At 58.1% G+C, this 12846-nt stretch carries 11 protein-coding genes; 10 read left to right on the forward strand and 1 reads right to left on the reverse strand.

Translation table 11 applies throughout. The annotated features are described in order from the left end of the window. Nucleotides 1-67: 67 nt before the first annotated feature. Entirely contained in the window at nt 68-2209 is a 2142-nt protein-coding gene (locus G485_RS0120615) for a heavy metal translocating P-type ATPase (RefSeq protein WP_027094092.1), read from the reverse strand. 274 nt (nt 2210-2483) lie between these two features. Between G485_RS0120615 and G485_RS0120620 the strand changes: the two genes are divergently transcribed. From G485_RS0120620 to G485_RS27520, 10 genes are all read left to right on the forward strand, one after another. Next, nucleotides 2484-3104, forward strand: a complete 621-nt coding sequence (locus G485_RS0120620) for a transcriptional regulator (RefSeq protein WP_420805806.1) — start codon at nt 2484-2486, stop codon at nt 3102-3104. A gap of 710 nt (nt 3105-3814) precedes the next feature. Then, on the forward strand, nt 3815-4543 hold the full coding sequence (locus G485_RS0120625; protein ID WP_027094094.1) for an amino acid ABC transporter ATP-binding protein: 729 nt from the start codon (nt 3815-3817) through the stop codon (nt 4541-4543). Nucleotides 4544-4565: 22 nt separating this feature from the next. Beyond that, a complete protein-coding gene (locus tag G485_RS0120630; RefSeq protein ID WP_027094095.1) occupies nt 4566-5444 on the forward strand; it encodes a glutamate ABC transporter substrate-binding protein in 879 nt (292 codons plus the stop codon). 70 nt (nt 5445-5514) lie between these two features. Further along, nucleotides 5515-6168 carry an amino acid ABC transporter permease gene (locus tag G485_RS0120635; RefSeq protein ID WP_027094096.1) on the forward strand — a complete coding sequence of 218 codons (654 nt, stop codon included), beginning with the start codon at nt 5515-5517 and terminating at the stop codon, nt 6166-6168. A 12-nt stretch (nt 6169-6180) separates the two neighbouring features. After that, on the forward strand, nt 6181-6831 hold the full coding sequence (locus G485_RS0120640) for an amino acid ABC transporter permease (protein ID WP_027094097.1): 651 nt from the start codon (nt 6181-6183) through the stop codon (nt 6829-6831). A 35-nt stretch (nt 6832-6866) separates the two neighbouring features. Further along, complete coding sequence (locus G485_RS0120645) at nt 6867-7631, forward strand: sulfite exporter TauE/SafE family protein (RefSeq protein WP_027094098.1); 765 nt, start codon at nt 6867-6869, stop codon at nt 7629-7631. A 136-nt stretch (nt 7632-7767) separates the two neighbouring features. Beyond that, the gene (locus G485_RS0120650) at nt 7768-9054 is read left to right on the forward strand and encodes a sensor histidine kinase (RefSeq protein ID WP_027094099.1); all 1287 of its coding nucleotides are present in this window, start codon (nt 7768-7770) and stop codon (nt 9052-9054) included. A 2-nt stretch (nt 9055-9056) separates the two neighbouring features. Continuing rightward, complete coding sequence (locus G485_RS0120655; protein WP_027094100.1) at nt 9057-9956, forward strand: response regulator; 900 nt, start codon at nt 9057-9059, stop codon at nt 9954-9956. Nucleotides 9957-10124: 168 nt separating this feature from the next. Next, on the forward strand, nt 10125-11321 hold the full coding sequence (locus G485_RS0120660) for a GntR family transcriptional regulator (RefSeq protein WP_027094101.1): 1197 nt from the start codon (nt 10125-10127) through the stop codon (nt 11319-11321). 521 nt (nt 11322-11842) lie between these two features. Next, complete coding sequence (locus G485_RS27520; protein WP_035157480.1) at nt 11843-12841, forward strand: carbohydrate ABC transporter permease; 999 nt, start codon at nt 11843-11845, stop codon at nt 12839-12841. Nucleotides 12842-12846: the final 5 nt, after the last annotated feature.

Consider the following 12846-nt stretch of genomic DNA (forward strand, 5'->3'; position numbering starts at 1 on the left):
CGGAATGTTGTTATATTTCAGCGGGGCAGACGAATGATCGGCAATCGGGAGCCCATCGTCCGGGCGTTTATCCGGCCTTTTTCTTGGGCTGGATCAAAATCGTCAAGCTCACCAAGGTGACGAACACCGTTGCTCCCATGTCGGACAGGATGGCCATCCATAAGGTCAACCACCCCGGGATCGTAAGCAACAGCGCAAGCAGCTTAAGGCCCAAGGCGACGCCGAGATTGAAGCGGATCACTCGGTTCACTTGGCGTCCGATGCGGATCGCTTCGGGCAGCTTGCCGAGATGGTTCTGCATGAGGACGACATCGGCCGTCTCGATGGCGCTGTCCGTCCCCTTCCCCATCGCGATGCCGATTTGGGCGGAAGCGAGGGCGGGAGCGTCGTTGATCCCGTCGCCGATCATGCCCGCCACGCCGTCTGAAGCGAGAGCTTGGACTCGCGCCGCTTTATCCTCGGGCAGCAAGTTCGCTGCGTACTCCGACACGCCCACCGCCTTGGCGACCTTCTCCGCCGATTTCGCATGATCCCCGGTCAGCATCACCGTGCGCCGGATTCCGATGCGATGAAGCTCGGCGACGACGGCCCGGCTCTCTTCGCGAACCTGATCCGCGATGCCGAACATCCCCAGAACCCGGTCGGCATCGCCCACAAGGACAAGCGTGAGCCCTTGTTCCTTCAGCGATTGAATGTCGGCTTGCACCCGGTCCGGCAGCGTCAAATGCTCCAAGCTTTTTTCATTGCCCAGCCAGTATGTCTTCCCTCGGTACGTCGCCGAGATGCCGCGGCCCGTGATCGTCCGGATCTCGTCGGCATCGGCGATTTCCAAGCCTTGGCGTTCCACTTCCTTCATGACCGCTTGGGCAAGGGGATGAGACGAATTTCTCTCGATGGCGCCGGCGACTTCGAAAAAACGCTCCTTATCGTACACAACCGTCTTTTCCACATGCGGTTCGCCTTTTGTCAAAGTGCCCGTCTTATCGAACGCCAACGTGTCGAGTTTGCCGAGCAGCTCCAGGAAGACACCGCCTTTGATCAAGATGCCGTTGCGGGCGTTCCGCGTAATCCCGGATACGAGGGCGATCGGGGAGGACAAGATAAGTGCGCACGGACAACCGACGATGAGAACGGCCAGGCCTTCATACAGCCAATGATTCCAGTCGCCGCCGAGCAGAAGGGGAGGGAGAACGATGACCAGAACGGCAACGAGGATAATGAACGGCGTATAATATTTGGCGAATTTGTTGATAAAAAGCTCCGTCGGCGTTTTCGTCTCCTGGGCTTCTTGAACGAGATGAACAATTTTGGCCAAAGAAGAGTCCCGGTAGGCCTTCTCGATCCGCACCTGAAGGACGCCTTCGTTGTTCACGCTGCCGCCGAAGACGGGCTCCCCCGCCGCCTTGTCGACCGGGAGCGGTTCGCCGGTAACGGCCGCTTCGTTCACCGAGCTTCTGCCATGCACGACCGTTCCGTCGGAAGGGATTTTCCCGCCGGGTTTGACAACGACAAGATCTCCGGCCCGCAATCGATCGATCGGCACGACGATTTCCTTCCCGTCCTCGAGCTTGATCGCCTCTTTGGGCGCGACCTGAAGAAGGGTCTCCATCGATTTGCGCGCTTTCTCCATGCCCATGCCTTCCAGAAGCTCGTTGAGGCCGAACAGGATGGCGACCAGCGTCGCTTCTTTCCAATCGCCGATCGAAGCCGCCCCGACGAGGGCGATGGTCATTAAAGTATCGATGTTGAATTTCAAGCGGAAGAGGTTTTTCAATCCTTTTAAGAAGGTTGTGTGCCCGCTTAGGATGGCGGCGATCGCGTAGAGAACGATCTCGGTGGACTTCGCCAGCTCTTCGCCGGCAAGCAGCGCGACTAAATAGAGAACCGTAGAGGCGGCAAGCAGTCCGACGATGCGCCGGGTCGTTCCGTGACGATGCTCGTGGTCTTCGTGGGAATGGCCTTCATGGGAATGTTCCTCCTGAACGTGTCCGTCATGGGAATGCGGGCGGACGGGCGGATTCGCCAGGAAGGCGCCGTCTTTTCTTAAAATGCGTTGGACATCCTCCAAGGAGACGTTGTCGTCCAGCCTTAATTTTCCGGAGTTATAGCTTAAAGTGGCGGTATCCCCATGCTTGAGGCTCCGAATCTCCTTCTCCATCTCCAGCGTGCAGTTGGCGCAGGATAGCCCTTCCACCCGATATTCCTTCATGATACGCCGCCTCTTCCGAATAATAAATGAATACTTGCTCATATAATATTCCTTATCTGCGCAAAAAGTCAATCGAAAAAAAGGCGAGTTGAAATCTCCCGCACGCTTGGTATACTAACAACATAACGCAGGCTGTGAAGCACACGCCGCTTTGACACTTTCCGAACCTGTTGGACGGGTTTGGGGGTCGAAGCGGCGTTTTTGTTTTCGCAAACCATGCCGGGAAAGGATGCGAGGAGCCATTTTAAGATTTGATGAGGCTTATGAGGAATGGATGCAAAGAACGGTTGCCGAAGAACAAAATCACAGAAGACGCGAGCTGCTGAATAAAGGGCTTGGCCATGGCACGGTTGAATTTTTGCGTTCCGTTTGGTTTCCGGCGATCCGAAACTTCGATCATCTGCATCCCGAATGGGAAGTGCTCGATTTCAACAACGGCTATCGTTACCTGGATCTGGCCTATATGCCCGGCGGGAACGTTAAGGGAGGGATCGAGATTCAAGGCTACGGAACTCACGCAAGGGATCTCGATGTGAGACGCTTTAAAGATTTATGTTGGCGGCATTGCCTATTGGCGCTGGACGACTGGATTTTCCTGCCGGTTGCCTACCCTTCCATTACGGACGAACCCAAGCGCTGTCAGCAGTTGGTTCTCTCCTTTATCGGTAAATTCATTGCGACGGACGTGCCCAAGCATTTGACTTGGCTGGAATCGGAGACCGTTCGTTATGCGAGACGGCTGCTTCGTCCGTTCACGGCGTCCGATTTGGCGGCTCATCTGCAAATTACGGATCAACATGCGAGACGAATCCTTCACAAGCTGGTCGACCTTCAGCTATTGGCCGTGGCTAGCGGCAAACAGCGATATCGGACGTACGCCTTACGAACCCAATAAACGTTATTAGGTTAAAATTACGGGTTCCGAAATTGTAACGAACTCCAGCGTCGCTATTATCGTCGGTGGATCGCATTTTCCCGGTTTTTGCTGCAATTAACGATGCTGGGATTCGTTAGAGCGGCAAAGAAGCCAAATATACGCAAATAAGAACAATACGATTCGTTAGCGGGATAACCCCAGGGAGAGAGCCGAAGCGGAGGGGGCACCCGATAGGATGGCCGCACCGCTGCCGGCGATTCGCTACGCTGCGACGGGCGCTGCTTCGGACGTTGGCTTCGAACGGTTCGCCCCTGCACCGACTCCACTCTTGGCTCGAGGGAAATTGTCGGACCGAAATGGAAGAGGTCGCCGGGGCGCCTGTCGGGCCGATTCGCACTGAAGAGGTTCGCGGGGCATACGTCGGATAGATTCGATCTGAAGGGGCCGCAAGCGGCCTCTTTTTTCTTAAGTGCTTACGTGTTAGATAAATTAACATAATTTAGATCATTCAATTTATTCATCAAATTTTATGTTAGATAACATGTCGGATTGCGTTATTTGCTGTAGGTTGGGCTTTAGCCTAGGAGAAGATCGATACCGCCTCCGGGAAGCCGCCCGAGCTCGGCGGATCGGCTGTCCGGCGCATGCGGCCGCTCGAGGCTCGGCCCGGCGAATCCCGGGAAGCGGAGAAACACGGTGGGGACGGCTACCAAAGAGGAGGGATTCCATTGATCAGCTTTCGAGGCGTTGAAAAGCACTACGGGTCGTTTCACGTGCTCAAGGACATAAATCTCGCCGTCCATCAGGGCGAAGTGGTCGTCGTCGTCGGTCCGTCCGGTTCCGGCAAGAGCACGCTGCTCCGCTGCATCAACCGGCTGGAAACGATCACGAGCGGGGAGCTGACCGTGAACGAAGTCCGCGTGAACGACAAGAAAACCGACATTAACAAGCTGCGGCGCGACATCGGCATGGTGTTTCAGCATTTCAACCTGTATCCCCACAAGAAAGTGATTGAAAATATTACGCTGGCCCCGATCAAAGTGCTGGGCGTGTCCAAACAGGAAGCCGAGGAGACCGCCCTGTTCTACCTGGAGAAGGTCGGCATCCGGGACAAGGCGCAGGCGTACCCGTCCCAATTGTCCGGCGGCCAGCAGCAGCGGGTGGCGATCGCCCGGGGGCTCGCGATGAAGCCGAAAATTATGCTGTTCGACGAGCCCACGTCCGCGCTGGACCCGGAAATGGTCGGGGAGGTGCTCGACGTCATGAAGACGCTTGCCCGCGAAGGCATGACGATGGTCGTCGTCACCCACGAGATGGGCTTCGCGCGGGAAGTGGCCGACCGGGTCGTCTTCATGGACCAGGGGAGGATTCTGGAGGAGGCAACGCCGGCGGAGTTTTTCGCGAATCCGCGCGAGGAGCGGGCGCGCGCATTTCTCAGCCGTTTAATAAGACATTGATATCGGGAGAGGAGCAAAAGAGATGAGGAAAAGAAATTGGTTGGCGATTGGCCTTGCGATGCTGGCATTGACGGTTTTGACGCTTGCCGGGTGCGGCAAGAAGGAGGAAAATAACACCGGCGTGGCGTCTTCTTCGCCTTCCCAATCGTCATCGGCTTCGCCTTCGGGCGCATCGGCCGGCGGCACGCCGACGCTCGACGCGATCAAGAGCAGAGGCAAGCTCGTCGTCGGCGTCAAGTTCGACACGCGCCTCTTCGGCCTCAAGGACCCCTCCAGCGGCAACGTGGAAGGCTTCGACATCGACATCGCCAAAGGCTTGGCCAAGGAACTGCTCGGAGACGAGAGCAAGCTCGAACTGAAGGAAGTCACCTCGAAAACGCGCATTCCGATGCTGGACAACGGCGACATCGATCTGATCATCGCGACGATGACGATCACGGAAGAACGGAAGCAGCAAGTCGACTTCTCCGACGTCTACTTCAAAGCCGGCCAATCGCTGCTGGTGAAGAAGGGCAGCCCGATTCAGTCGGTCGCCGACATCAAGAAGGGAACGAAAGTGATCGGCGTCAAAGGCTCCACCTCGGTCAAGAACATCGCGGAGAAGGCGCCCGACGCGACGGTGCTCGAATTCGACAACTACCAGGACGCCTTCACGGCGCTCAAAGCGGGCCAAGGCGACGTGCTGACGACGGACAACGCGATTCTGTACGGGATGGCCAGCCAGGATTCGAATTACGAGGTCGTCGGCGGCACCTTCACCGACGAGCCGTACGGCATCGCGGCCAAGAAAGGCAACGCCGATCTGGTCGCCTTCGTCAACGGCTACTTGAAGAAGCTGCATGACAGCGGCGAGTACGACAAGCTCTATGAGAAGTGGATCGGGGCGACTCCGATTCAATAACCCGCAGCGGACGGACGGGGGAGCTTCTCCCCCGTCTCCCGTTTAGGCAGACAAGGAGGGATCGCACGAGATGCTTGATTTTTCGATCCTGACGGACAACTTCGGCACGTATTTGACAGGCTTCGGCAAAACCGCTTACGCCAGCGTTCTCGCGCTGGCCGGAAGCTTCCTGCTCGGCACGCTGCTCGCCGTGTTCCGCATCACGCCCGTGAAGCCGCTGCAATGGATCGGCACCGCTTACGTCGAGTTTATCCGCAACATTCCGCTGCTTCTGGTCGTGTATTTGTTTTTCCTGGGCCTTCCGTCGATCGGCGTCGTCCTGAGCCCGTTCGCCTGCGGCACGCTCGGTCTGACCGTCTATACCGCCGCGTTCATCGCGGAAGCGGTTCGGGCCGGCATTCTCTCCGTTCCGAAGGGACAGATGGAAGCCGCGCGGTCGTCGGGACTGTCTTACGGGGCGACGATGCGGCTTGTCATTCTTCCGCAAGCGGTGAAAATCGTCATTCCGCCGCTGAACAACCAATTTATCAATTTGATCAAGAACTCGTCTATTTTGAGCGTTATCTCCGGATTCGATCTGATGTTTTATGCCGACCGCATCGCTTCCAATACGTATGTCGTTTTCAGCACCTATATTTTCGCCGGAATGTTCTACCTGCTGCTAACTCTTCCTTTAAGCTACGCGACCGGATGGCTGGAGCGCCGGTTGGCTAGAAATTATTAGGGGGTGAAGCCGGTGGACTTCAAAGATGCGTACAAGTGGGTCAACATCGAATTTATGCTGGAAGGTTTTCTGGTGACGCTCGAGGTGGCCGCCGCCGCCATCGCGCTCAGCTTCCTCGTCGGCTGCGTGGCGGGGACGATCCGCTATATGAAGATTCCCGTCTTCTCGCCGATTGCAGCTTTCCTGGTGGAACTGGTCCGTAACTTGCCGCTGCTGCTGATCATCTTCTTTACGATGTTCGCGCTGCCGGAGGTCGGAATCAAATTCGGCGTCGTCCAATCCGCGATCATTGCGCTCACCGTGTTCGAATCGGCGATGATCTCGGAGATCGTCCGCAGCGGCTTGAACTCCATCCCGAAAGGCCAGGTCGAAGCGGGCCGTTCTGCGGGCCTCACCCCGTTCCAAACGCTGTGGCACATCGTGCTGCCCCAAGGTCTTCGCCGCATGGTTCCGCCGCTGGTCAGCCAGTTCATCTCGCTGCTGAAGGATACGTCGCTGGCGGTCATCATCGCGCTGCCCGAGCTGATGCACAACGCCAATATCGTCATCGGCCACAATTTCCAGACCGCCATCCCGGCCCTGATGCTCGTGGCCGTCCTGTACTTCGTCGTCAATTACACCCTGTCGCTCGTCTCCAGAAGACTGGAAAACCGCATGGCCTAAAGCGCGCCGGTTCGGCAAAGGGAAGGAAGGTTCTGATGGAGCATATCGAATGGGGATGGCTGCTGCTGATCGTGGCCGGAGGCTTCGTCGCCGCCTTCGTCGATTCCGTCGTCGGAGGCGGCGGGCTTGTCGCGCTGCCGCTGTTGCTGGCCACCGGATTGCCCGCCGCGACGGCCCTCGGAACGAACAAGCTGGCCGGCACCTGCTCTTCGCTCACCAGTACCCTATCGTTCATCGCTTCGGGCAAAGTGAATCTCCGGCTCGTTCTGCGCCTGTTCCCGCTTACGCTGCTGGGCGCGGTCGGCGGCACTTTCGCGGTGCGGCATATGCCTTCCGATTTTTTGCGTCCGCTCGTTGTGGTCATGCTTGTGCTTGTTGCGGCGTATACTTTGGTCAAAAAAAGCTGGGGCCGTCAATCCACCTATAGCGGATTGTCCTCCGGGTCGGCGGTTCTCATGGGAGCGGCGGCGTTCGGCCTCGGCTTTTACGACGGCTTCTTCGGTCCGGGGACCGGCTCGTTTCTCATTTTCGTGTTTCTCGCGCTCGGGTTTGACTTCGTGACGGCCGCGGGCAACGCCAAAGTGTTGAACTTCGCCAGCAACCTGGCCAGCCTGGCGACGTTCGTCTCGTTCGGCCTCGTCCACTACCGGTACGGGCTGCCGATGGGGGCGGCCATGATCGCAGGTTCGTTGGCCGGCTCCCGGCTCGCGATCCGCAAAGGCTCCTCGTACGTCCGGCCGCTGTTCCTTGCGATTTGCGGCTTGCTCATCGGCAAGCAGCTATGGGATTTGCTTCTCTGACCGAGCCGGCTGCCGCGATATCCCGGCTTGAAATCGCTGAGGGCCATGGTACGATAGTAAAAAACGCGACCGGGCCGTATGGGATGGAGGAACCAAAATGTCCGAAGCTCCCTCTCCCTCGAAGATTGGACTGAGAATGCAGAGTTTGTTCAAAAACGAAGCGTTCCAAATCTTCGTGATCGCCATCATGACGGCGTTCGCGGGCGAATTCAAGATCAACCCCTGGAGCGGCGATATTTTTCGGCTCGGCCTCGGGGCCAGCACGTTGCTGCTTTCGCTTCTGCTCATGCAGCATCTGCCGTTCGTCAAAACCGGAGCGGTCACGGGAATCGTCGTCGTGCTGTTCCGGATGACGGAAGACGCGATCGGCTTCCCGTCCTCCTTCTCCGTCGCGTCCAGCTTCCAGAGCCACTTGGCCGGCGGCGTCTTCTATCTCGTGTTCACATCGGGCATGCGCTTCATTCAGCGGAGGCTCGCTGCGTTCCAGCCTTTGATTCTGGGCGCGGTCGTCTCCGCCATCGATCTGCTCGCGAACGAGACCGAGCTGGTTACCCGCAGAATTCTGGAGGGAATGTCGCCGTTCCTGAACAACGGACTTGCGCTGCTCGGAGCGATCGCCGTGCTGCGAAGCTACTTCATCATCGGACTGTTCAGCAGCATATCGATTCGCCAGATGCGGCTGATCCAGGCCGAGCAGCAGAAGCGGATCGAACAGATGCTGAACATCGGCTCGGGACTGTACGGGGAGTCGTTCTATCTGCGGAAGTCGATGGATACGATCGAGCGGATCACGGCGAGCAGCTTCGAGCTGTACAGCAAGCTGAAGCAGGCGTCGATGACCGAGTACAGCCGGCAGGCGCTGGGCATCGCCCAGCAGATTCACGAAGTGAAGAAGGATTCCCAGCGGATACTGGCGGGTCTGACGAAGTTGTACGACCGGGAGATCGCCCAGGAGATGAAGTTGGAAGAAATTTTCCGATACGTCATCAAAGCGAATCAAACCTACAGCGAAATGCTGAAAAAGGAACTGACGATCGAAGGGGATCTGAAGGTCGACTTCTCGACGTCCCATTATATCGTCCTGCTTACGGTGCTCAACAATCTGGTGGCCAACGCCGTCGAAGCGATGAACCGCTACGGGCTGATCCGGATCCGCGCGTTCGACCGGGGAGACCGGACGGTATTCGAGGTCGTCGATTCCGGCAAGGGCATCCCCGAGCGGGACCGACAAATTATATTCGAGCCCGGGTTTACGACGAAGTTCGATCAGGACGGGGTCGCGGCCACCGGGATCGGACTCTCGCACGTGCGGGACATCGTGGGGGCGCTCGGCGGCGAGATTCGGGTCTCCACCCCCGAGAACGGCAAGGGCGCCCGCTTTATCGTCGCTCTTCCCACGATCACGTTGCGGAAAGGGGCGTAGAGATGCTGCCAAGCTTTTGTATCGTCGACGACGATGCCGTCAGCACCCGGATGCTGCAAAATATTATCGAGGACAGCGGGTTCGGGAGCATTCTCGGAACGGCGGAGGGAGGCGTGGAAGGCGCCCGCCTCATTCTGGACACGAACCCGGACATCGTGCTCATCGACTTGCTCATGGCCGATCAGGACGGCATCGAGACCATTATTCAGCTCAAAGGCAGAGGGTATCAAGGCAGGTTCGTCATGATCTCGCAAGTGGAGAACAAAGAGATGGTCGGCCAGGCTTACCGGAACGGCATCGAATTTTTCATCCGCAAACCGATCAATTGGGTGGAGGTGGAATCGGTTGTGCAGAAAGTAAGCGAACGGTGGAAGCTCGACCGTTATCTGCTCGAGATCAAGCGGTCGCTGGCGCAGCTCGATCCGCTGCAGCCGGCCCCGGCGCCCGCGCGCAAGGAGAAGACCGTTCGCGGCGTCGTCCGGCAAATTCTGACGGACCTCGGGATCGTCGGGGAGATCGGCAGCAAGGACATTCTGTCGATTATGGAATGGCTTGTGGAACAGAACCGGACGCGCGATTTCCCGCAGCTCAGAGAGCTGTACGAATCGGCGGTATTGGCCGCCAATCCGGCGGCGCGGGATCTCGAGAAGGGAAGCAAGGCGGTCGAACAACGCATCCGCCGAACCGTCACCGCCGCCCTCGCCAATATGGCGTCCATCGGATTGACGGACTACAGCCATCCCAAGTTCGAATATTACGCGCCGCTCTACTTCGACTTTCAGGACGTCCGGCTGAAAATGCGGGAGATCGAGGAGGACGTTTCCGCCGGCAAAGGGAAAGTGAACGTCAAGAAGTTTCTGCAGGTTCTCTATATGGAGACGTTGAACAAGCTGAACGGTTGAGCCGGACGGCAGCGGGACGGATGCTGCATAATGAACGAAGAAGGGCCTGATTCTGAACGCTGCAGAGTCAGGCCTGTTCTTGTTGACCGGTTCTTCCTAATAAATTGACTAAATGCTATAAATGATATAACATAGAGGCAATTCAAACGTTATGAGGAGAATTGTCCGATGCAAACGGAGCGGCAACCATTATACATGCAAATTCAGCAATATTTTAAAGATCTGATCGCCGAGGGGAAGCTGAAGGAGAACGACAAAATCCCTTCGGAGAAGGAGCTCATGGAGCAGTTCGACGTGAGCCGCATCACGGTGGCGAACGCGCTCGTGCAGCTCGCGAAGGACGGATGGATCTACCGGATTCCGGGCCGGGGAAGCTTCGTCAGCGAAGGCATCGAACGGATGCTGGCGGGACAGCCGCCGGCCGGGGACGCCGAACCGCGACAATCTGCGGCCAGGCCCGGAGCGAGCGGTTACGGAGGCTGGCCGGGAGCCGTCTCCTCCAGCGGGCTTCGCACGATCGGGCTGCTTCTGCCCGAGCTGGTCGACCATTTCGCGCTGAGGCTCGTGCAGGGGATCAACCGGGTGCTGGAGGGCGAAAACTATCAGCTTCATATTATCGTGACGGGCAATTCGATCGACCGCGAGAAGGAAGCGATCGGGCACATGATCCGCAGCGGGGCGGACGGCCTGCTTATTTTTCCGTGCGACGCGGAAACGTACAATGAGGAAATTTTGTCGCTCAAAGCCGCCGGTTATCCCTTCGTGCTCGTCGACCGTTACTTGCCCGGGATCGAGACGAACGTCGTCCGCAGCGACGGCCTGGTCGGGGGCCGGATGGCCGTCGACTATTTGTGGGAGCTCGGCCACCGCGACATCGCGATCTGTTCCGACTCCATCCTGCCGACGATCACGGTCGAAGACCGGATCAACGGGTATATCGAGGCGCTGAAGCGCAGAGGGGCCATGATCAATCCCGCCTTGATTCTGACGGATTTCAACGTGGACTACCACAAGAGCGACGAGGACCATCCGCTGTACCGCTTCATCAAGAACCGGATGGCTACCGCTTATGTGACGCTGAACGGAAGGCTCGGCGTCCACATCGCCTCGATCTGCCGCAAGCTGGGACTCCGGGTTCCGCAGGACGTCTCCATTCTGACCTTCGACGATCCGGCGTCCGGACTCGGCGAGGAAGGGGAATACTCCCACATTTCGCAGTCGGAAGGGCTGATGGGGGAGCAAGCCGCGCGAATCTTGCTCGACATGCTCGCGAGCGGCAAGGAGCCCGGAGCGGGCGGCTACAGCAAGATCATTATGGAGCCGCAACTGGTCGTCCGCCGCTCGACGGGACCGGTGTGCAAGTAAAGCCTGGCCGTCTATGCGCGCCAGGACCGCAAGCCTGCAGAGGGTAGCTTCTGCGGGCTTTTGCCGCATATGCGCCTAGAGCCAGCGGCGCGCCTTGTATGCTGCCGCGCCCTGCGCCATTCGATGAGTCGCGGCCCGCGTTGCCACCAGCGAAGCGCTTCTGCAGAGGCAAGTTGCAAGTTCGCGTCTCCTCTCCCTGCCTTTCTCTCCCTTTTCTCGCCATTTGTACGCTTATCCCCGCTGCTCAGACGGCGCTTATCCGTTGCAGGACTTTGGGAAGCCTCCGTTCGGGACGCCTCCGACCGGTCCCTCCCGCCTCTGAGGCGTGGGGATAAGGCGGCAAATGGGCGGAACCCTGGAACCGACCTCCCCCTGGAACCGCCCCCCCACCTTCATTTGGCCCCGCGCAACCGCCTGTATTCGACTATTTGTTATATTTAATATATCTAATAATTGACATATTGTTTATTGCCGATTATAGTTAGGGTATGACACTGAATGCAGGAGAAGGAGAGGGTTGAATGAATCGCGACGGCAAGACGATGACGACGGCGGCGGCCATGCCGAATGCGCCGGTCGGACGGCAGCCGCAGCATTTATGGAAGCGCTTTAGAACCCGGCACCGCGATGCGATGCTGGCCGCCGTCATCTTGATCCCCATGATCGTCTTTTGGCTGCTGCTCTCGGGATTTCCTACGTTATTCGGCTTTTTGCTCGGCTTTTTCCGTTGGGTCGGTCTCGCGGACTCGCCGGCTTTTATCGGCTTCGACAACTTCGTCCATTTCTTCAAGGACCCCGTCTACACCGGGGCGCTGTGGAGATCGATCTGGCTGGGCGGGCTGGTGACGGGCGTTACGCTGCTGTCCGGCTTCGGGGCCGCGCTGCTCATGAACATGCCGCTGAAGGGCAAAGGCGTCTACCGTTCGATCTGGTATATTCCCGCCGTCACCTCCACGGTCGCCACCACGCAAATTTTCAATCTGTTCCTCGATACGAACAACGGCGTCATCAACAATTTTCTCAAATCGATCGGCAAGGAGCCGATCGTCTGGCAATATTCCGTCGGCTGGGGCATCTTCTGGATTGTCGTATATTCCGTCTGGAAAGGCGTAGGCGGAGCGGCGCTGCTCTGGCTGGCGGGGCTGCAGTCGGTCGACCACAATCTGTACGAAGCGGCGGAAGTCGACGGCGCCGGAACGTGGGCGAAGCTGAGGAACGTGACGATTCCCGGCTTGAAGCCGATCGCGACCTACATCTTCATCACGAGCCTGATCTCGGCCATTCAAATTTACGAGCAGGTGCTGTTCATTACGAACGGCGGACCGTACGGGAAAACCGAAGTGCTCGTCTTCCGCATATACCGCGACGGATTCTGGGACTTCAACCTCGGCATGGCCGGCGCTTCCTCGCTCGTCATGGCGGCGATCGTCATCGTCATCACCGTCTTCTATTACGGTTGGGCGACGCGGTCGGACCGGCGGACGACGATTCCGGTGAAGACGCTTGGGAGAGGGGGCTGAAGACC

This window comes from Cohnella thermotolerans DSM 17683 (assembly GCF_000429825.1).
Lineage (GTDB): Bacteria > Bacillota > Bacilli > Paenibacillales > Paenibacillaceae > Cohnella > Cohnella thermotolerans.

Excerpts from the sequence above, each read along its gene's own strand:
- G485_RS0120615 (WP_027094092.1), bottom strand. The coding sequence starts at position 2,209 with ATGAAGGAATATCGGGTGGAAGGGCTATCCTGCGCCAACTGCACGCTG.
- G485_RS0120620 (WP_420805806.1), top strand. The coding sequence starts at position 2,484 with ATGCAAAGAACGGTTGCCGAAGAACAAAATCACAGAAGACGCGAGCTG.
- G485_RS0120630 (WP_027094095.1), top strand. The coding sequence starts at position 4,566 with ATGAGGAAAAGAAATTGGTTGGCGATTGGCCTTGCGATGCTGGCATTG.
- G485_RS0120635 (WP_027094096.1), top strand. The coding sequence starts at position 5,515 with ATGCTTGATTTTTCGATCCTGACGGACAACTTCGGCACGTATTTGACA.
- G485_RS0120645 (WP_027094098.1), top strand. The coding sequence starts at position 6,867 with ATGGAGCATATCGAATGGGGATGGCTGCTGCTGATCGTGGCCGGAGGC.
- G485_RS0120650 (WP_027094099.1), top strand. The coding sequence starts at position 7,768 with ATGCAGAGTTTGTTCAAAAACGAAGCGTTCCAAATCTTCGTGATCGCC.
- G485_RS0120655 (WP_027094100.1), top strand. The coding sequence starts at position 9,057 with ATGCTGCCAAGCTTTTGTATCGTCGACGACGATGCCGTCAGCACCCGG.
- G485_RS0120660 (WP_027094101.1), top strand. The coding sequence starts at position 10,125 with ATGCAAACGGAGCGGCAACCATTATACATGCAAATTCAGCAATATTTT.
- G485_RS27520 (WP_035157480.1), top strand. The coding sequence starts at position 11,843 with ATGAATCGCGACGGCAAGACGATGACGACGGCGGCGGCCATGCCGAAT.